Below are 19,418 nucleotides of genomic sequence, written 5' to 3'. Positions count from 1 at the left end.
CGCCCCCGTCCCACCGGTGTTTCCATGGAGGTGACGGGAAGGACTCGGCGTGAGGACGCGGAGTAGCGGCCGTCACCGGACCGCGCACCGTGCAATCAGGATCCGCGAGAAGCGGATGAGTCCTTCCCGCCCTTCGGCACGCGCGGAGCCTCCCGGTACCGTGGCCCGGACAGCGAGCCGTGCCACCCGAAGGGACCGAGTGATCGTGCCGACCGGAACTCCCGACGTACTCCTCCGGACGGAGGGCCGTGCCGGGTTCATCACCCTGAACCGGCCCCGCGCCATCAACGCGCTCACCCACCCCATGGTCCTCGCCGTCGACGGCGCGCTCACCGCCTGGGAGCACGATCCGGCCGTCACCACCGTCGTCGTCGAAGGCGCGGGCGAGCGAGGCCTCTGCGCCGGCGGCGACATCCGCGCCATCCACGACGACGCGCGCGCCGGGGGCTCCGCCTCCGCGGCCTTCTGGCGGGACGAGTACCGGCTCAACGCCCGCATCGCCCGCTACCCGAAGCCCTACGTCGCCCTCATGGACGGCATCGTCATGGGCGGCGGCGTCGGCGTCTCCGCGCACGGCTCCGTCCGCGTCGTCACCGAACGCTCCCGGGTCGCCATGCCCGAGACCGGCATCGGCTTCGTCCCCGACGTCGGCGGCACGTACCTCCTCGGCCGCGCCCCCGGCGAGCTCGGCACCCACCTCGCCCTCACCGGCAGCCCCGTCGGCGCCGCCGACGCGATCCTCACGGGCCTCGCCGACGCCTTCGTACCCTCCGCCGGACTCCCCGCCCTGGCCCGTGATCTGGCGGAGCTGCCGGCCGCCGAGGCCCTCGCCCGCCACGCCGCCGCACCGCCGGACGGCGTCCTCGCCGAGCAGCGGGAGTGGATCGACGCCTGCTACACCGCCCCGACCGTCGAGGAGATCGTCGAGCGGCTCTTCGGCACCGGCGTGCCCGCCGCCAAGGAGACGGCCGAGACCCTCCTCGGGCGCTCCCCGGCCGCCCTCAAGGCGACCCTGGCCACCCTCCGCCGGTCCCGCGCCCTCCCCGGCCTGGAGGAGGTCCTCGACCTGGAGTACCGCGTCTCCTGCGCCGCCCTGACCACCCCCGACCTCGTCGAGGGCATCCGCGCCCAGGTCGTCGACAAGGACCGCAACCCCCGCTGGACCCCGGCCACCCTCCCCGAGGTCACGGACGCCGACGTCGCCCGCTACTTCGCCGTGCCGGACGGCGGCGACCTCGGCCTGGCGCGACGGGGCGGCGCGTGACCGCGAGCGCCTCCTTCCAGCCCGTCCTCGACCGCATCGCCGAGGAGCTCGCGGAACTCACCGACCGGGGCGCCCCGGCCGACTACATCCCCGCCCTCGCGGCGGGCGACCCGCGCGACTTCGGCATGGCCGTGGCGGAACTCGACGGCACGGTCTACGGAGTGGGGGACTGGCGGCGCCCGTTCTCCACGCAGTCCGTCACCAAGGTCTTCACCCTCGCGCTCGCCCTCGCCGGGGAGGGCGACGCGCTCTGGGCGCACGTCGGCCGGGAACCCTCCGGCGACCCGTTCAACTCCCTCGTGCAGCTGGAGTACGAGCACGGCATCCCGCGCAACCCGTTCATCAACGCGGGCGCCCTCGTGGTCACCGACCGGCTGCACCGCCTGACCGGCGACGCCTCCGGAACCCTGCTCGCGTTCCTGCGGGCCGAGAGCGGCAACCCGGACCTCGCCTTCGACGCCGGCGTCGCCGCCTCCGAAGCGTCCCACGGCGACCGCAACGCGGCCCTCGCCCACTTCATGGCCTCCTACGGCAACATCACGGGCCCCGTCCCCGATCTGCTGCGCGAGTACTTCCGCCAGTGCTCCCTGGAGGCCTCCTGCGCCGACCTGGCCCTCGCCACCGGCTTCCTGGCCCGGCACGGGCTCCGCGCCGACGGCAGCCGCCTGCTGACCCGCAGCCAGGCCAAGCAGGTCAACGCCGTCATGCTCACCTGCGGCACCTACGACGCGGCCGGGGACTTCGCCTACCGCGTCGGGCTCCCCGGCAAGAGCGGCGTCGGAGGGGCGGTCGTCGCCGTCGTCCCGGGCCGCTGCACCCTGTGCGTGTGGAGCCCGGGCCTGGACAGCCGGGGCAACTCGGTGGCGGGCGTGACGGCACTCGACCGCTTCACGACCATCACGGGCCTGTCGGTGTTCTGAGAGGCGCCCGGTCAGCGGGGCCGGTCGGGCGCCGGGTCCTCGTCGAGGAGGGGGCGGAGGGCGCCCACGACCGCGCCGACGCACACATCGCGCAGCTCGGTGCGCGTACAGGTCTCATGGGTCAGCCAGTCCACGCACAGCACCTGCACGAAGACCAGCCAGCTCTTCAGGACCCCCGAAACGGCCGCCCGGGTCCGGTCGTCGGCGAGCGGCAGCACGCCGAGCAGGCGCTCGCGCAGGGCGTCGAGTTCACCGGTGACGATCGTCTGGACGAGCCGGTCGCCGGCCAGGACGCGGTTCGCCGCGAGGACGGTGTTGCGGTTCTCGGCGAAGTACTCGATGTGCGTGTCGAGGCCCTGCGTCAGCTGTTCGACCAGGGTGGCGGCGGGGTCGAGCCGCGTCTTCGCGAGCAGCTGCTCGGAGGCCTCCTGGTAGAGCGCGGCGAAGAGGTCCCGCTTGCCGGGGAAGTACTGGTAGAGCAGCGCGCGGGAGACCCCTGCCCGCTCGGCCACCTCCTCCATCAGCACCTCGTCGTACGGCAGCGCCGCGAAGAGCCGCGCGGCGACGTCCAGGAGCTGGGCGCGGCGTTCGGAGGGGCTGAGGCGTCTGCGGGGAGGCACCCGGCCATGCTACTTGACATGTGTCCAGTAAGCGGCCGTACGCTGGCACACGCACCACTGCTGGACGAGTGTCTACCGGATGGGGGTCGCGGACGATGAACGGAGCCAGGGCACTTCGGGGGCTCGCCCTCGCCATGGGATACGCCTGCGTGGCCATCGGACTCCTCCACGTCCTGCTCGGCAACGCCGCGATCCCGGGTGCCGCGTCGGCCGGTGCGACCGTCGACAGCCTCGGCCGGTTCTTCGGCGCGATCTTCGCGGGCTACGGTCTCGCCTGGCTCTGGGCGGCGCGGCGGTCGCCGATCCCCGCCGCGGCCGTACGCGGGCTCACCGCCGTGTTCCTGCTGGGAGCGCTCGGGAGGCTGCTGTCCCTCGCCGTCGAGGGACGGCCGCACTGGTTCCAGCTGGCGCTGGCCGCCCTCGAACTCGCCCTGTCCCCCCTGCTGTTCTGGGTGGCGGACGCGGACGCCGAGGCGCGGGACGCCTCCTGACGCAGGCCCCGGAGTCAGCCGGCCGTTCCCCGGCCACCGAGGGCCGCCGGTTCGCCCAAGGCCCCGGCCGCCGTCCGCCAGGCCTCGGTCACGGCCCCGTGCGCCAGCCGCGTCGCGGCGGCCACGTCGTCCGGCAGGCGCAGCGGCGCACCGATGTGGACGTGCAGACCCGGCCTGCGGACCGGCGCGGTGAGCACCCCGGCGAGCTGCTTCGCCCGCCCGCCCGAGGTGATCCGCCGGGCCCCGGCCTGACCGATCGGCACGACCGGTGCCCCCGTCGCCCGTGCCAGCCGCGCGAGTCCGGTGCGGAACATCTCCGGCGGGTTCTCGGCGGCGTCCCGGCGCGGCGGGATGCGCCCCTCCGCGTACAGCATCACGTGCCGCCCCGACGCGAGCGCGACCGCCGCATGGTCCAGGGCCGCCGCGGCACGCGCCGAGTTCCGGTGGACGGGAACATGCCCCTCGCGGGTCAGGGCCCGGCCCAGGACCGGGATCCGCCACAGCCCGGCGGTCGCGAGCAGGACCGGCTCGACCCCCAGCCGCCTGCGGAGCGCGGCGAGCACGAGCGCGGGATCGGCCAGCGAAGTGTGGTTCACGACGAGGATGCTGCCCGGCTCGACCCGGGCCCCGGGGTCCGAAGTGACGGTCAGCCGCCCGAAGAACGGGACGACACGGGCGGCGATACGACTGAGCACGAGAGGCCCCTCCTGGAGCCGAGGCGGAACGGTGACGGAGCCATCGTCCGGCGCCTCCACGGCCCGGACCTGAGCATCCGTACTCAACCGCCGTACGTACCCCGTACCCCCTTCGCCATGAGCCCCGTCTACGCTGAGGCCCTACAGGACGACAACTCGGGGCGGAGGAGGGCACGGTGGGGAGTCCGGCACGGCACCGCCTCGCGACCCTCGTACCCGCGATCCTCTGCGTCCTCTGGTCCCTCCTGCTGGTCCCGACATCAACGGCACCGACGCGGGACGCCCCGACGACGACCGCCGCGCCGCAGGGCCTCCCGGCCCCCGCCGCGGGCGCTGCCCGGCAGGCCCCGTCGACCGAGGCCTCGGGTGAGCCGCGTCTCGCGCCCGCCGCCGTCGTGGGCCTTCCGGCCGCCGTCGAGAACCTGGTGCGGTTCCCGGCGGCGCCCGCGGCCCCGGCCGCGGCGCCCGCCGATCTCTCCGTACCCGCGCGCGGTCTCCTCGTGGGAGACCCGCGCCGCGAACGGGCGCCGCCCGGCGGCCCTCACGGCCCGCGCGAGTCGCGCGGCCCACCCTCCACCCGGCACAGCTGACGTTCCTCCGCGTCGCCGTCCGGGCCCTCGGCATGTCCATGGACCGGTCGGTCTCCGACGCGCATCCGACCGTACGTCCGCCACGGACGGCGGGAGCGGCCTTTCCGGGGCGGCGCCCGCCGGGCCGTGCGCTGCCCGTGGAGACCTCATGTCCTCTCGTGCATCGTTCCGGCGCGCGCTCCTCGCGCTCGCCGTCGTCGCGCTCTCCCTCTGGATCACCCTGACCACCCCGCCCCGCCTCGGACTCGACCTCCGCGGCGGGACACGCATCGTCCTGCAGACCGAGGACGGCCCCACCACCCGTGCCGACGCCGCGGCCACCGACCGCGCTCTGGAGGTGCTCCGCAAGCGCGTGGACGGACTCGGCGTCGCGGAACCCTCCCTGGCCCGCTCCGGCGAGCGGCGCATCGTCGTCGAACTGCCGGGTCTGCGCGACCCGCGCCAGGCGGCCGAGACCATCGGCCGTACGGCGCAGCTCACCTTCCACGCCGTCACCGGCCCGGCCCGGGGACCGGCCGGGCCGGCCGCCGCCGACGGGACACGGGTCCTGGCGGACCCCGACGCCCCCGGCGGCTTCCTCGCCCTCGCCGCCCCCGGCCTCACCGGCGACGGCGTGAAGAGCGCCGAGGCCGTCCTCGACACGGCGACCGGCCGCGGCTGGACGGTCGACCTCGTCTTCCGCGACCGAGCGGCCGACGGCTGGGCGAAGCTGACCGGCGAGGCCGCCTGCGCCGCCCCGGCGGACCCGGCCCGCCGGGTCGCGATCGTCCTCGACGACCGGATCGTCTCCGCGCCCGGCATGCAGGCCGGGGTGCCCTGCGGGGCGGGCATCGGCGGCGGCTCCGCGCAGATCACCGGCGGGTTCTCCGCGCAGGAGGCCCGCGACCTCGCGGCGCTCGTCCAGGGCGGCGCGCTGCCCGTGCCGGTGACGACGGTCGAGCAGAGCACCGTGGGCCCGACGCTCGGCGCCGAGGCGATCCGCGCCAGTGCCCTGGCCGCCGTCATCGGCCTGGCCTGCACGGGACTCTTCGTGATCGTGGTCTACCGGCTCCTCGGCGTCCTCGCCACCATCGCGCTCCTGCTGTACGGGCTGATCTCGTACGCCGCCGTCGTCGCCCTGGGCGCCACCCTCACCCTGCCGGGCCTCGCCGGTTTCGTCCTGGCCATCGGCATCGCCGTCGACGCGAACGTCCTGGTCTTCGAACGGGCCAGGGAGGAGTACGCGCTGCTCGGCCGGTCCGCCGGGCGGGATCTGCGGCGGCCGGTCGCGACGGCGTTCGGCAAGGTGTGGAGCGCCGTCGCCGACTCCCACGTCACCACGCTGCTCGCGGCCGGTCTGCTGTTCGTCCTCGCGACGGGACCCGTCAAGGGCTTCGGCGTGACGCTCGCGATCGGCGTCCTCACCTCCCTGATCACGGCGATGGTGATCACCCGGCTCCTCGCCGACCTGACCCTGAGCCTGCCGGCCGTCCGCAGGCGGCCGGCCGTGACCGGCATGGCCTCGCTCGGCCGGCTGCGGACCCGGCTCACCCGCCGGGTGCCCCGTCTGATGGCGCACCGGCGCCGCTGGCTGACCGGCTGCGCCGGACTGCTGCTCGTGGCCCTCGCCGGAATCGGTGTGCGGGGTCTGGAGTTCGGCGTCGAGTTCACCGGCGGCCGGGTCGTCCAGTACACCGCCGAACGGCCGGTGGACGCCGACACGGCCCGTACCGCCGTCGCGGCCGCAGGCTTCCCCGACGCCGTCGTGCAGACCACCGGCGACGGCGACGTCTCGGTACGCCTCCGGGAGACCGGCGACGGCGAGCAGCGGGAGATCCGGGAGGCGCTCACCCGGGTCGCGGGCCCGGTGGAGGTCGAGCGCGACGACCTGATCGGCCCGAGCCTGGGCGGAGAACTGCGCACCCACGCCCTCCTCGCGCTCGGCCTGGCGGTGGCGGCGCAACTCCTGTATCTGACGGTGCGGTTCCGTTGGACGTACGCGACGGCGGCCGTGGCGGCGATGGCACAGGACGTGCTGCTCGTGGTCGGCCTGTTCGCGTGGTTGGGCAAGCCGGTGGACAGCGTCTTCCTGGCCGCGCTGCTCACCGTCGTCGGATATTCGGTCAACGACTCCGTGGTCGTCCTCGACCGGCTGCGGGAACTGCGGCGCCGGGGCGGTGGCGTGCCGCTCGGGGAACTCGCCGACCGGGCCGTCGCCCAGACCCTGCCCCGTACGGTCAACACCGGCATGGGGGCGCTCTTCGTCCTGGTGGCGCTCGCGGTCCTGGGCGGGGACTCGCTCACGGACTTCTCCGTCGCGCTGCTCGCGGGCGTCGTCCTGGGCATGGCGTCCACGGTCTTCACGGCGATGCCGCTGGCCGTCGCCCTGGAGACCCGTCACCCGGCGCCGAAACCGGCCGCCGCCGCGTCGCGCCGGCGGACGGGCGCCGTGGTCTGACGGAGCGGCCCGCCGCCCTCCTCGCGGGGGAGGGCGACGGGCCGCCGTCCCGGTCAGGGCTTGTCGAACCAGGAGAAGGCCGTGATGCGCCAGCCGTCCGGCGTCCGGACGAACTGGATCGTCTTGGTGCCCTCGCCCTCGTACGGCTTCCCGTCGAGCACCCCGGACTTGCGGTAGGTGCTGAACCGGGAGGCGATGTCGCCCTCGATCCGGGTCTCCTCGGCCGTCTCCCACTCGGAGAAGCCGACGAGCCGTCCGTCGGAGAGCAGTCGCTCGCGCGGCACGACGAACTCCTCCACGGAGTACGCGGTGAAGGTGGGCGCGGTGCAGACGATGACGCCCTGGGGCAGGAGGAGCCGCCGGATCCGGTCCACGTCGGCGGTCCTGCCGTCCCGGTTGTCGAACGCGCCGTAGAACTCGCCGGTCACCTGATCAATCTCGGTCTTGGACATGACGCGACCCTACGCCCGGGGGCCGTCCGCCGGATCGTGCCGGGCGCGCGGGGAGCTCCGCCTCGATCAGGTCGGCGGCGCGGAGCGTGCCGCCCTCGTGGGCCATCGACTCCTGGATCTCCCGTGCGCGGCGGGCCACTTCGGGATCGTCGACGAGTGCGAGGGCGGCCTCCCGCAGCCGCTCGGGGGTGACCTCCTCCATGGGCAGATGCCGTGCCACGCCCAGGGACCGGAGCATGTCGGCGTTCCCGAACTGGTCGGCGGCCTGCGGCACGGCGACCATGGGCGTGGCGGTGGCGAGGCCTTCCTGGCTGCCGCCCGCGCCCGCGTGGGTGACGAACGCGTCGGCCTGCCGAAGGATCGCCAACTGGGGTACCCAGGAGTGCACTTCGACGTTCGACGGCAGCTCGCCGAGCTCGGCCGGGTCGACGAACCTGCCGATCTGCAGGACGACGTGCCAGCCCGGGAGGCCGGCGAAGGCCTCGACGCAGTCCCGGTAGAAACCGGGCTGCTTGGTGAAGGAGGAGCCGAGCGAGACCAGGACCACCTTCTCCGCCCCCGCAGGCCGCCGCCAGTCGCCCTGCTCGGCGCGGGTGCCCTGGCAGGCGCCGACGAAGGTGTGGACGGACTCGTCCACCCGGTCGGCGTGCGGCTGGAGGGCCCGGGGGATGAGGACGATCGCGCGGCGCGGGCGGGCGACGAACCGGTCGGGGTGGGTGTCGATGCCGTGCCCGCCGAGCCACTCCTCGAAGCGCGCGTAGTAGGCCTTGCCGCGCGGCGAGGCCTTGAGCCCGGCGTACATCGGCTCGGCGACCTCCTCCTCGTACCCCTCCCACGGGACCAGGTTCGGCCACAGCGAGACGGCGGGGACGCCCCAGGTGTGGGCGAGGGCGGGGGCCGGATAGGCGGTGATGTCGTGGAGCACGAGGTCCGGCCGGTCCGCGTCGAAGGCCTCGGCGAGTTGCGGCAGGGCCTGCATCGCGTCGGCGAGGAACGGTTCGACGTGGTCGATCAGTTCGGTGCCCCAGGCGTCCGGGTCGTCGTCGGTCGGCAGCGTGGAGGTGTACACGACGGGCGTCGCCCCGGTCTCCGCGACCTTCCCGGCGAAGGACGCGGGGACGGCGTAGCTGACGCGGTGGCCCCGGGCGACGAGCTCGCGGATGACCTCCAGGCTCGGGTTCACGTGGCCGTGGGCGGCGATGGAGAACATGGCGATGTGCGCGGGGGAGGCGGTGGTCATGACGACCACTCTAAGCGAGACGATACGTATCGTCTAGCTGCTTTGCGGGTCCAGGCGCGGCGGCGTCCAGTCGGCGTGCCGCAGGACGGCCCGGAGGGTCGCGCGGTCCGGCGCCGCCCGCAGGGCCGTGTTGCGCACGGCGACGGCGACGGGATGCGCGAGCCGCTGGCCCATCCGGCCGGCCTGGCGGGCCGCGCGGGCGACGGACTGGCTGCGCGGGCGCCGCTCGGCGTCGTAGCGGGCCAGGGCCGCGCGGACGTCCGGCGCGGCGGCGAGCGCGGCGGCCAGCGACACCGCGTCCTCGAGGGCCTGGCAGGCGCCCTGGCCGAGGTTCGGGGTCATGGCGTGGGCCGCGTCGCCGAGCAGGGCGACCCGGCCGACGGCGAAGGTGGGCAGGGGAGTGGCCAGTTCGTGGATGTCGTGGTGCAGCACGGCCTCGGGGCGGGTCGCCGCGAGGAGGGCCGGGATCGGCTCGTGCCAGTCCCGGAACCGGCGGCGCAGCACCGCCAGCGGATCCGGATGGCGCACGCCCGGCGGGGAGTTGAGCACCGCGTGCCACTCGGCCCGCCCGTCGGCGAGGGCGATGTGCCCGAACTCGGCGCCCCGCCCCCAGGTCAGCTCGAAGTCGGACGCCGGCGCCACGGGGGAGTCGGTGAGGGCGCGCAGGACGGTGGATCCGCTGTACGCCGGACCCGGGTGGCCGGGGAACAGCAGCGCCCGGAGCGCGCTGTTCACGCCGTCGGCGGCCACCACCAGATCCGCTCCCCGCACCCCGTCCCCGGTGACCACGCCCGCCCGGTCCGGCGCGGTCAGGTCCAGGGACGTCGCCTCCGCCCCGACGACCAGGCGCTCGGCGGGCAGGGCCGCGCGCAGCAGCCGGTGCAGGGCGGCGCGCGGAATCCCGACGATCGGGGTGCCGAGCGCCCGCTCCAGGGCGGTCCCGTCCATCCGGGCCAGCCAGCCGCCGCCCGGGACGCGGGTGCCGCCGGTGTACTGGGGCCGGGCCGCCTCGCGCACCGCCTCGCCGACGCCCAGGGCGTCCAGGGCGCGGATGCCGTTGGCGTGGAGGGAGATGCCCGCACCGGCGTCGCCGAGCACGGCGGCGCGTTCGAGGACGGTCACCTCCCAGCCGACCCGCCGCAGCCCGATCGCCGCCGCGAGACCGCCGATCCCGCCACCGACCACCACCGCGTTCCCGCCGTCCATGCCGGACCCCCTCCATCGGTTCTTCTACAGGTGTAGAAGAACCGTACCCCTCCCCTCTACAGGTGTAGAAAGGGGGGATGTCCGCCGCCTCCGCCGCCACCCGCCGCACCCTCCTCGCCGACACCGCCATCGACGTCCTCGCCGAGCACGGCATGCGCGGGCTCACCCACCGCGCCGTCGACCGGGCCGCCGGCCTCCCGCCCGGCACCACGTCCGCGTACCACCGCACCCGCCGGTCGCTCCTGACCGCGCTCGTGCTCCGCCTCGTCGAGCTCGACCAGCGGGAGATCCAGGAGGCCGGGCGGCGGGCCGGCGCGCCGCGCGACGCCGGGGAACTCGTCGCCGGACTCACCGCGTTCACCGCGCTCCGGCTCACCGGGGAGGGCCGCCGCCGCTCCCTCGCGCGCTACGCGTGCGCCCTGGAGAGCGTGCACCACCCCGAGCTCCGGGAGGTCCTCGTACCGCGCGACAACGCGGCCCGCCGCTCCGTCGAGGGCCTCCTCGCCGCCCAGGGCCTCGCGGACGCCCGCGAGCGCACGGTCACCCTGCTCACCTGCGTGGACGGCCTGGTCTTCGACCGCCTGGTCAACGGTGGAACCGTGTCGGCCGAGGAGATCCGCCGGCTGGTGGGGGCGGCGCTGCGGTGAGCGCGTGCGCGGACCCCCTCGCGTACATGGAGTGAGCATGTCAAGATGCGGTCGGTCCATGCCAACCGACCCGGGGGGACACCGTGAAGACACAGGCGTACGCCACCAGGGGCGCGCTCGCCCTCGCCGGCGCCCTCGCGCTGCTCATCGCCCTGCCGGGCAGCGCGCTCGCCGCGCCGCCCACCGCCCTGCCCGCCAACGCCGACGGCCTGGAACAGACCTTCCAGCCGGCCTACGACTACGACACGGACGGCTGCTACCCCACCCCCGCGATCGGCCCCGACGGGACGCTCAACGGCGGCCTCAACCCGTCCGGCGCCCTCAACGGCCAGTGCCACGACGCCTCGGACCTCACCAACACCAACGGGTACGCGCGCGCCAAGTGCAACAACGGCTGGTGCGCGATCATCTACGGCCTCTACTTCGAGAAGGACCAGGCGGTGATCGGCAGCAGCCTCGGCGGACACCGCCACGACTGGGAACACGTCGTGGTCTGGGTGCAGAACGACCAGGCCCAGTACGTCTCCACCTCCGCCCACGGCAACTTCAACGTCTACGGCCGCGACAAGATCCGCTGGGACGGCACCCACCCGAAGGTCGTCTACCACAAGGACGGCATCGGCACCCACTGCTTCCGTCCGGCGAACTCCAACGACGAGCCGCCCGAGAACCACCAGCACACCTGGCAGTTCCCCGCCCTGGTCGGCTGGAACGGCTATCCCGCGGGCATCCGCGACAAGCTCAGCCAGGCCGACTTCGGCAGCGCGGTCTTCGGCCTCAAGGACGGCAACTTCGCCGCGCACCTGGCCAAGGCGAAGCCGGCCGGCATCCCCTTCGATCCGTACGCCTGATCACGAAGGGATGAATATGCCCGGATGCCGCCCCGCCGTCGACGGAGGGGCGGCACCCTGCTGACGTGCGAAAAGAAGACAGAAAGGTCGTTCCCGGGCAGCGGGGCGCCGCACAGCGTTCCGGTCCCGGCCGGACCGAGGAGCCCCCGGCCACCGACCACCTGCCCGGGCCCGCCCACCGGACCCCTTCCGCCGAGGAACGCTTCCACTACTGGTTCGACAGCACCCTCACCCGCGGCACCGCCGCCCTCTGCGGCTGGCTGGCCCTCGTCTGTCTGGCGCTGGTCGTCCCCGTCAGCACCGTCCTCGCCTGGACCGACCAGCGCACCCCCGCCTCCCTCGGCGCCAGGATCGCGGCGGTGTGGCGCAACACCGGACAGACCATGCGCCTGGGCGGCGAGGTCGGCCCACCGCTGCGCGTCGCCCTGTCCGTACTCCTCGCCCTCATCGCGCTCTTCTACGTCTCCACCCTCGTCAGCCTCATCACCACCGGGCTCACCGACCGCCTCATCGCCCTCAACCGGGGCCACGCCACGATCCTGGAGCGCGGACACACCGTCGTCCTCGGCTGGTCCGAGCAGATCCCCACCGTCGCCGCCGAACTCGTCGCCGCCCGCACCGACCGCCGCCGCCGGATCGTCGCCGTCCTCGCCGACCGCGACAAACCCGCCATGGAGGAGGACCTCCACACCACCGTCGGCGCCACGGGCCGCACCAGGATCGTCTGCCGCAGCGGCCGCCCCACCGACCCGGCCGCCCTCGCGCGCGTGAGCCCCGCCACCGCGGACTGCGTCCTCGTCCTGCCCCGCGACCACCCCCGCGACGACGCCGAGGTCGTCAAGACCCTGCTGTCCCTCTCGGCGGCCGTGACGGAGGCGGATCCCGTACGCGTCGTCGCCGCCGTGCGCGACGACCGCTACCTCGGCGCCGCCCGGCTCGCCGGCGGGCCCCGGGCCACCGTCCTCGACATGGACGACATCGCGGCACGGCTCCTCGTCGACTGCGTACGACAGCCCGGACTCTCCCTCGTCCACCAGGAACTCCTCGACTTCGCCGGGCACGAGTTCCACACCGTCCGGGACCCGGGACCACCGGGCCGCACCTTCGACGAGGCCGCCCGTGCCTGCCCGGTGTCGACCGTCGTCGGCATCGTCCACGGCGACGGCACCCTCGCCCTCAACCCGCCCCGCTCCACCCGGATCCTCACCGACGACACCCTCCTCGTGATCGCCGAGGACGAACGCTCGACCCACTTCTCCGCCACCCCCGCGCCCTACGACCCGACGGCGCTCACGCACGCACCGACCGGGGCTCCCGGGCGCCCCGAACGCGTCCTCCTCCTCGGCTGGAACCGCCGGGCACCCCGGATCGCCGCCCAGCTGGCGCTCCGCACCCCGCCCGGCTCGGTCCTCGACGTCGTGGCCGAGGCGCGCACCGCCACCGTCACCGCCGTCCGGGCCGCCGCCGAAGCCGCCGGCGCGCGTCTCACGGTCCTCCACCGGCCCGGCGACCCCACGCTGCGCGCGACCACGGACGCGCTGGACCCCGCCGGATACGACGCCGTGATCGTGCTCGGACCCGACCCCCGGCCGGGCCGCGCCGACCCGGACGACCGGACGCTCGTCACCCTCCTCCACCTGTGGGCCGGAGCACAGGAGAGCGGCCGGCGCGTGCCCGTCGTCACCGAGCTGACCGACGACCGCAACCGGCTCATCGCACCGCCGGCCCCCGGCGCCGACTTCGTCGTCAGCGGCAGGCTCATCGGACTCCTGATGACCCAGATCTCCCAGAACCCCCACCTCACCGCCGTGTTCGAGGAACTCCTCGCCCCGGACGGCAACACCCTCCACCTCCGCCCGGCGGGCCACTACGTCAGGACCGGACGCACCGCCTCCTTCGCCGCCGTCGCCGCCTCGGCGGCCCACCAGGGCGCCTGCGCCATCGGCTACCGCTCCCACGCCCCGACCGCCCCCGACGACGGCCTGCGCATCAACCCGCCCAAGGCCCACGTCCGTCACTGGCACCCGGAGGACCAGGTCGTGGTCATCGCCCGGGAGGCGCCCCCGGCACCGTGAGCGGAACGGGAGGAGGACACCGCTCGCGGAACTTCCTTACGAGCGGGGCGAATCGGCAGGGGTGTGCGGAGCCCGGGCCCCGCGTTCGAGCATGAGGTAGGTTGCCCGCCATGACCCCGAAGTACGGCGACTACCAGAACGAGATCTATCTCAACGGGCTCTTCGGCGTCGTGCCCGCCCTGCCGATGACCTTCGACGACCTGGAGGCGGGGGCACGGGCGGCACTGTCGCCCTCGCTCTGGTCGTACGTGGCCGGCGGCGCGGGCGACGAGCACACCCAGGAGGCCAATGTCACGGCCTTCCGGCGATGGGGACTCGTCCCGCGCATGATGGTCGGCGCCGCCGAACGCGACCTGTCCGTCGACCTGTTCGGCATGAAGCTGCCGTCCCCGCTGTTCATGGCGCCCGTCGGAGTGATCGGGCTCTGCGCCCAGGACGGACACGGCGACCTCGCGACGGCCCGGGCCGCCGCCCGTACCGGCGTACCGATGATCGCCTCCACGCTCACCGCCGACCCCATGGAACAGGTCGCCGCCGCGTACGGGGACACCCCCGGCCTCTTCCAGCTCTACACCCCCACCGACCGCGCCCTCGCGGAGAGCCTGGTGCACCGCGCCGAGGCCGCCGGCTTCCGGGGCATCGTCGTCACCCTCGACACCTGGGTCACCGGCTGGCGCCCCCGCGACCTCGCCACCGGCAACTTCCCGCAGCTGCGCGGGCACTGCCTGGCCAACTACACCTCCGACCCCGTCTTCCGCGCCCGCCTCGCGAAGACCCCCGAGGAGGACCCGCGCGCCGCCGTCGCGGAATGGGCGGGGATCTTCGGCAAGCCGCTCGTCTGGGACGACCTCGCCTGGCTGCGCTCCCTCACCGACCTGCCGATCCTCCTCAAGGGCATCTGCCACCCCGAGGACGTCCGCCGCGCCAGGGACGGCGGCGTCGACGGCGTCTACTGCTCGAACCACGGCGGCCGCCAGGCCAACGGCGGCCTGCCCGCCCTCGACGCCCTCCCCGAGGTGGTCGCCGCCGCCGAGGGCCTGCCCGTGCTCTTCGACTCCGGCGTCCGCACCGGCGCCGACATCGTGAAGGCCCTCGCCCTCGGCGCCACGGCGGTCGGCATCGGCCGCCCGTACGCCTACGGCCTCGCCCTCGGCGGCGAGGACGGCGTCGTCCACGTCCTGCGCTCCCTCCTCGCCGAGACCGACCTCATCATGGCCGTCGACGGCTACCCGACCCCGGACGCCCTCCGCGCCGAGGGAGCCCTGCGCCGCGTCGCATGACGCGACCGCCCGATCAACCGGACAGGGCCGAGGTGAGCAGGGCCGTCGCCCGCTGGGCGGCCGCCGTGTCCTGGTGGTCGGCCGCGTCGCGCAGGGCGCGCAGTGAGGCGGCGACGCGGTCCGCGCGCGCGGGGTCCGCGTCGTGGCGGACGCGGTCCCAGGTGAGTTCGAGGCTGGTCGCGTCACCGGCGACGGCGCCCGCGTCCCGGGCGGCGCTGTCCAGCGCCGACTGGCGCGCCCACAGCCCCAGCCGGGCGGCCTCGACCTTCGTGAGCGGTTCGTGGCGCAGGTGCAGGTCGAGGTCGTTCTGGGCGACCCGGAGGACCGCACCGCGGACGAGCGCGTCATCGTGCGCCGTGACGGCCGCGGTGAGCGCGTCGAGGTCCCGGTCCATCTGCCGGACGAGCAGCCGGGGCACGCGGTCGGCCGCCCGGTACGCGTCCCAGGCGGCGCGCACCTTCGCCACGGTGGCGTCGGTCGCCCCGGCGTGGGCCGCGCGGACCGCCGCGGAGAGGGCGGTGAGCTCGGCGGGCACGGGACCGGGGGCGACGTCCGTCGGCACGGCCAGCTCGACCTGCTCCAGGTCGCCGCCGGGCTCGTCGATGACGAGCTCGCCGTACCCGGGGGCGATGATCTTGTCCTCGCGGGTGCCGTCCGCGTGGAGCTCGGCCTGCGTCATCGCGCCCTTGACGGGTCCGTACGGCCCGGGGACCGTCTGCCCGACGGCCTTGACGGTGACCTGCTCGAAGACCAGTCCCGGGATGTTCTCCGGCCGGTAGACGTCACCGACCTTCGGATCGCTGGGCATAATCATCGCGGCCGGTCCGGCCTTCCCGGCCATCCAGGTGCCGCTGGTGTCCGCGACGACCCCGTTCTCGTAGTTGAAGACGTCCTCGCCCAGGTACCAGACCGATCCGTCGTCGGCCTGCGCGAACCAGTCGTCCGCGACCTCGCTCACCCGCCCGTCCGAGAAGGACACGAACTGGAGCGTGCGCGCCCGGACCTGCTCGCCGTTCACGGTGACGGTCTTGATGTCGGGCAGCAGCGTGAGCTCGGTGCGGAAGGGCTTCCCGTCGACCTGGCCGCCGTAGATCACCTGCTGGAGCTCCGAACTGGCGTGGAGCGGGTTGGTGATGTCGGTCGGCCGGCTGAACACGGGCGTGCCCCGGTCGACCCGGGCCGATTCCGGGGCGAGCGGCAGGCACGTGTCGCTCTGCCTGCCCGTCTCGCCGTCCATCATCCGCACACAGCCGGTGCCCGCCGAGCCGCTCCCGCCCGGGGCTCCGCCGACCGCTCCGGCGGCACAGGCGCCGGTCGTGAGGGTCGCCGCCAGGGCCGCGCTCACCGCGGCCGCCGGATACCTGTTCCGCATGGCTGCCTCCTCTGCCGTGCCACCGACGCTGCCACCCGGGTGCTGAAGGGACCCTGAACGGAGCTGAACCGGCGTTCAGGAGGGGTGGCCGGGCCTCAGGCGGGCGGGTCGGCCGGGAGCGGTGGCCGGGCCTCAGGCGGGCGCGTCGGCCGGGAGCGGTGGCCGGGCCTCAGGCAGGCGGGTCCGGCGGGAGCACCACCTCGAAGCGGGCCCCGCCGAGGCGGCCGTCGGTCACCGTCGCCGTACCGCCGTGCGCCGCGACCAGTTCGGCGACGATGGCGAGCCCGAGACCGCTGCCGGCGCCGATGCCCAGGTCGTCCCCGTCGGCCGTCGAGCGGGACCGCGCCTCGTCGAGGCGCACGAACCGTTCGAAGACCCGCTCGCGGTCCGCCGACGGCACGCCCGGACCGTCGTCCTCCACGCCGAGCACCACCCGGCCGTCCGGCCGCTCGGCGAGGTCGAAGGCGACCTCGGAGCGCGCGTGCCGGGCCGCGTTGTCGCCCAGGTTGCGCACCACCCTGCCCAGGCCCTGCGGGTCCGCCCGCCGCCGCGCCGCCGACACCCCGGCCGTACCGATCCGCAGCCCGGGCGCCGCCCCGCGCAGCCGGCGCGCCTCGTCCAGGACCAGGTCGTCGAGGTCCACCGGCCGCAGCCGGGGGCGCAGCGCGTCCTCGTCGGCGCGGGCGAGCAGCAGCAGGTCGTCGACCAGCCGCTGGATCCGCAGGTCCTCGGCGAGGACCGTCCTGGCCAGCCGCTCGCCCGCGGTCCGGTCCGTCAGCCGGTCGGGGTGGGCGAGCGCGACCTCGGCGTGCTGGCGGATGGACGCCACCGGGGAGCGCAGCTCGTGCGAGGCGTCGGAGATGAAGCGGCGCTGGGCCCTCTGTGCCCGTTCGAGCCGGTCCAGCATGCGATTCATCGTGGCGGCGAGGCCCGTGATCTCGTCGTGCCCCGGCGGAAGCGGCACTCTGCGGTGCAGCTCCGCCGCCGAGATGGCCTCCACCTCGGACCGGATGGCCGCCACGGGCGCCAGCGCCCGGCCGACCGCCATCCAGGTCGCGCCGGCCACCACGAGCATCAGCAGCGGCAGCCCCACGAACAGCAGCCGGGTGACGATCCGGGTCGACTCGGCGACCGCGACGACCGTCCGCCCCACCAGCACGGTCCGGTGCCCGCCCGGCCCGTCGGCGGGCACCGCCACCACCAGGAACCGGTCCTCGTCGAGGGGGGTGGTCAGGGTGGACTCGGGGCCCCGGCGCGGGTCGGCCAGGGCCGGCAGGTTCCTGACGTTCGGGCTGCCCGCGACCACGTCCCCCCGGGCGTCCAGGACCTGGACGAACTCCTCGTCCGGCTCGCTCACGGTCAGCGCCGGCACCCCGCGCCCCGCCTCGATGACGGCCGCCACCTGCTCGGCCCGGGCCCGTGCGGCCTGCCGTACGTCGTCGGTCAGTTCGGCCTTCATGAACGCGACCAGGGCCACCGCCCCCGCGACCACGCTCACCGCCACGACGAGGACGGCCGCCACGGTCGACCGGACCCGCACGCTCATGGCCGCCTACCCTCCGTCGGGGGCCAGACGGTAGCCGCAGCCCCGTACGGTCTCGATGGACGCCCGGCCGAAGGGCCGGTCCAGCTTGTTCCGGAGGTGCCGGACGTACACCTCGACGATGTTCGGGTCGCCCTCGAAGGCGTCGTCCCAGACGTGCGCGAGGATCTCGCGCTTGGACAGGGTCTCTCCCCGCCGGCGCAGGAGGAACTCGAGCAGGGCCAGCTCGCGGGCGGTCAGCTCGACCCGCACCCCGCCCCGCGACACCTCCTTGGCCGCGGGGTCGAGGCGCAGGTCACCGGCGGTGAGGGCGGCGGGCCGCTCGCGCGGCTCGCGGCGCAGCAGCGCCCGCAGCCGGGCGAGCAGCACGGCGTACGAGAACGGTTTCGTCAGGTAGTCGTCGGCGCCGGTGTCGAGCCCCTCCACCTCGTCCCACTCGCCCTCCTTGGCGGTGAGCATGAGGATCGGGGTCCAGTTCCCCTCGGCCCGCAGGGCGGCGCAGACGCGGAAGCCGTTCAGGCCGGGGAGCATGATGTCCAGGACGATCGCGTCGTACGCGTGCTCGCGCGCCCGCCACAGGCCGTCCGTGCCGTCCCGGGCGACGTCGACGGCGAAGCCCTCCGCCTCCAGGCCGTTGCGCAGACCCTCGGCGAAGCGTTCCTCGTCGTCCACGATCAGAACCCGCATGTCCTGATTGTGACCCGCGTCACCTGAACCGGAGCTGAAGGGCGCGCGGTGCCGCGCCCTCCGTCCTGCCGGTACTACAGCGCGGGCACGAGTCCCTTCACGAGGGCGGGCTCCGCGGGCGGGGTGGTGCCGTACACGTCGGGGCTGATCTTGTAGCCGCGCTTGTCCTGCTTCAGGACCTCCTTGTCGACGGCCGCGAGCTCCTTGGCGCTGAGTCGGGTGAACTCGGTCAGGGCCAGGGTCTCCGGGTTGGCCTCGCCCACGGGCACCACCTTGATGTTGCCGACGTGGGGCGCGTACGACTTCCGCTGGTGGCCGCCCTCGGGGTCGAGCGGCGCGAACTCGTCCGTCACGAGGACGTCGTCGAAGCAGCTGACCGGAACGCAGACGCTCTGGCCGGTCTGGAACACCGTGGCGCAGTCGAGGAAGTCGATCTCGGGGGCCAGGCCCTCGGTGTAGGTGGGGGAGCCCACGCGCGGCCGGGCGAGCATCGCGATGCCGGCCTTGGCGTCCTGCACGCCGGAGATCCAGGTGTCGGGTGCGCCGATGAGCTTGCCGTTCTCGTAGATCTCCGGGTACTCCCCGAGGCGCCAGACCGTTCCGAGCCAGTCCTGGGCGAAGAACGCCAGTTCCGACTCCTGGACCTTCTTGCCGTTGAGGTCCTGGTCGAACACCACCACGGTGCGGACGCCGTCGATGACCTTGGTCAGGTCGGTCACCGTCGTCACCACGGTGTGGTCCTCACCGGCGACGTCGCCCTTGAGGACCAGCCGGGTCCCGGGCTTCAGCGGAAGGAACCTGTTGGTCACCCTCGGAGCGGAGGGGAAGGTGTACGGGCGCAGGGCGGGAGGGTTTCCGCAGCCGTTCTGCGCGCGCGCACCGCTTTTCGCCGTGGCGGGAGAGGGGGCCTCGGGGGCGGCGGCGGTCGCCGTGCCGGGGGCGAGGAGCAGTGCGGTGACGATCGGGCTCAGCAGGGCGGCGGACGCGCGCAGGCGACGGGGCATTCGGCTTGGTCCTCTCGGTGGAGCCAGGGTGGGGCTCCACCGGG

At 74.6% G+C, this 19,418-nt stretch carries 18 protein-coding genes; 9 read left to right on the top strand and 9 right to left on the bottom strand.

The genetic code is table 11. From position 1 onward, the window contains the following. The first annotated feature begins 199 nt into the window (after window positions 1–199). Window positions 200–1,264 carry an enoyl-CoA hydratase/isomerase family protein gene (locus tag ACFYUS_RS25095; protein WP_388856191.1) on the top strand — a complete coding sequence of 355 codons (1,065 nt, stop codon included), beginning with the start codon at window positions 200–202 and terminating at the stop codon, window positions 1,262–1,264. Next, a complete protein-coding gene (locus ACFYUS_RS25090; RefSeq protein WP_388856188.1) occupies window positions 1,261–2,184 on the top strand; it encodes a glutaminase in 924 nt (307 codons plus the stop codon). Before ACFYUS_RS25095 ends, ACFYUS_RS25090 begins: the two co-directional genes overlap by 4 nt. Window positions 2,185–2,195: 11 nt before the next feature. Here ACFYUS_RS25090 and ACFYUS_RS25085 read toward each other — a convergent pair whose 3' ends face one another. Continuing rightward, window positions 2,196–2,804 (bottom strand): TetR/AcrR family transcriptional regulator, encoded by a 609-nt coding sequence (locus ACFYUS_RS25085; protein WP_388856185.1) that lies wholly within the window; start codon window positions 2,802–2,804, stop codon window positions 2,196–2,198. 95 nt (window positions 2,805–2,899) lie between these two features. Between ACFYUS_RS25085 and ACFYUS_RS25080 the strand changes: the two genes are divergently transcribed. Next, on the top strand, window positions 2,900–3,295 hold the full coding sequence (locus tag ACFYUS_RS25080; RefSeq protein WP_388856183.1) for a DUF4345 domain-containing protein: 396 nt from the start codon (window positions 2,900–2,902) through the stop codon (window positions 3,293–3,295). Window positions 3,296–3,309: 14 nt separating this feature from the next. On the opposite strand, the gene ACFYUS_RS25075 is transcribed toward ACFYUS_RS25080, so the two are convergent. Further along, window positions 3,310–3,990, bottom strand: a complete 681-nt coding sequence (locus tag ACFYUS_RS25075) for a lysophospholipid acyltransferase family protein (RefSeq protein ID WP_388856180.1) — start codon at window positions 3,988–3,990, stop codon at window positions 3,310–3,312. A gap of 176 nt (window positions 3,991–4,166) precedes the next feature. On the opposite strand from ACFYUS_RS25075, the gene ACFYUS_RS25070 reads away from it, so the two are divergent. Both ACFYUS_RS25070 and secD read left to right on the top strand, forming a co-directional pair. Further along, entirely contained in the window at window positions 4,167–4,580 is a 414-nt protein-coding gene (locus tag ACFYUS_RS25070) for a hypothetical protein (RefSeq protein WP_388856177.1), read from the top strand. Window positions 4,581–4,728: 148 nt separating this feature from the next. Continuing rightward, window positions 4,729–7,017, top strand: a complete 2,289-nt coding sequence (secD, locus tag ACFYUS_RS25065) for a protein translocase subunit SecD (RefSeq protein ID WP_388856174.1) — start codon at window positions 4,729–4,731, stop codon at window positions 7,015–7,017. Between the two features lie 53 nt (window positions 7,018–7,070). Here secD and ACFYUS_RS25060 read toward each other — a convergent pair whose 3' ends face one another. The 3 genes from ACFYUS_RS25060 to ACFYUS_RS25050 are packed head-to-tail and all read right to left on the bottom strand — an operon-like array spanning window position 7,071 to window position 9,915. After that, complete coding sequence (locus ACFYUS_RS25060) at window positions 7,071–7,469, bottom strand: DUF4440 domain-containing protein (RefSeq protein ID WP_388856171.1); 399 nt, start codon at window positions 7,467–7,469, stop codon at window positions 7,071–7,073. Continuing rightward, entirely contained in the window at window positions 7,450–8,709 is a 1,260-nt protein-coding gene (gene mgt / locus ACFYUS_RS25055; protein ID WP_388856168.1) for a macrolide-inactivating glycosyltransferase, read from the bottom strand. Before mgt ends, ACFYUS_RS25060 begins: the two co-directional genes overlap by 20 nt. A gap of 33 nt (window positions 8,710–8,742) precedes the next feature. Then, a complete protein-coding gene (locus ACFYUS_RS25050) occupies window positions 8,743–9,915 on the bottom strand; it encodes an FAD-dependent monooxygenase (RefSeq protein ID WP_388856165.1) in 1,173 nt (390 codons plus the stop codon). Between the two features lie 77 nt (window positions 9,916–9,992). Between ACFYUS_RS25050 and ACFYUS_RS25045 the strand changes: the two genes are divergently transcribed. The 4 genes from ACFYUS_RS25045 to ACFYUS_RS25030 all read left to right on the top strand — a co-directional run bounded on the left by ACFYUS_RS25045 (window position 9,993) and on the right by ACFYUS_RS25030 (window position 14,768). Next, window positions 9,993–10,562, top strand: coding sequence for a TetR/AcrR family transcriptional regulator (locus tag ACFYUS_RS25045; RefSeq protein ID WP_388856162.1), 570 nt, complete (start codon window positions 9,993–9,995; stop codon window positions 10,560–10,562). An 83-nt stretch (window positions 10,563–10,645) separates the two neighbouring features. Then, window positions 10,646–11,413 carry an NPP1 family protein gene (locus ACFYUS_RS25040; RefSeq protein WP_388856160.1) on the top strand — a complete coding sequence of 256 codons (768 nt, stop codon included), beginning with the start codon at window positions 10,646–10,648 and terminating at the stop codon, window positions 11,411–11,413. Between the two features lie 161 nt (window positions 11,414–11,574). Continuing rightward, window positions 11,575–13,488: an NAD-binding lipoprotein gene (locus ACFYUS_RS25035; RefSeq protein WP_388856481.1), complete on the top strand. Its 1,914-nt coding sequence runs from the start codon at window positions 11,575–11,577 to the stop codon at window positions 13,486–13,488. A 110-nt stretch (window positions 13,489–13,598) separates the two neighbouring features. Continuing rightward, on the top strand, window positions 13,599–14,768 hold the full coding sequence (locus ACFYUS_RS25030; RefSeq protein WP_388856157.1) for a lactate 2-monooxygenase: 1,170 nt from the start codon (window positions 13,599–13,601) through the stop codon (window positions 14,766–14,768). 13 nt (window positions 14,769–14,781) lie between these two features. On the opposite strand, the gene ACFYUS_RS25025 is transcribed toward ACFYUS_RS25030, so the two are convergent. The 4 genes from ACFYUS_RS25025 to ACFYUS_RS25010 form a co-directional block, all read right to left on the bottom strand. Next, on the bottom strand, window positions 14,782–16,140 hold the full coding sequence (locus ACFYUS_RS25025; RefSeq protein ID WP_388856155.1) for a hypothetical protein: 1,359 nt from the start codon (window positions 16,138–16,140) through the stop codon (window positions 14,782–14,784). A gap of 169 nt (window positions 16,141–16,309) precedes the next feature. Continuing rightward, window positions 16,310–17,686: a sensor histidine kinase gene (locus ACFYUS_RS25020; protein WP_388856153.1), complete on the bottom strand. Its 1,377-nt coding sequence runs from the start codon at window positions 17,684–17,686 to the stop codon at window positions 16,310–16,312. Window positions 17,687–17,692: 6 nt separating this feature from the next. Further along, window positions 17,693–18,370 carry a response regulator transcription factor gene (locus ACFYUS_RS25015; protein ID WP_388856150.1) on the bottom strand — a complete coding sequence of 226 codons (678 nt, stop codon included), beginning with the start codon at window positions 18,368–18,370 and terminating at the stop codon, window positions 17,693–17,695. 74 nt (window positions 18,371–18,444) lie between these two features. Further along, complete coding sequence (locus tag ACFYUS_RS25010) at window positions 18,445–19,374, bottom strand: hypothetical protein (protein ID WP_388856148.1); 930 nt, start codon at window positions 19,372–19,374, stop codon at window positions 18,445–18,447. Between the last annotated feature and the right edge of the window lie 44 nt (window positions 19,375–19,418).

The sequence above is a fragment of the Streptomyces sp. NPDC004284 genome (assembly GCF_042874035.1).
Taxonomy (GTDB): Bacteria; Actinomycetota; Actinomycetes; order Streptomycetales; family Streptomycetaceae; genus Streptomyces.
The sequence above is the reverse complement of the archived record's forward strand: the minus strand, read 5'-3'. Positions and strand labels throughout refer to the sequence as shown.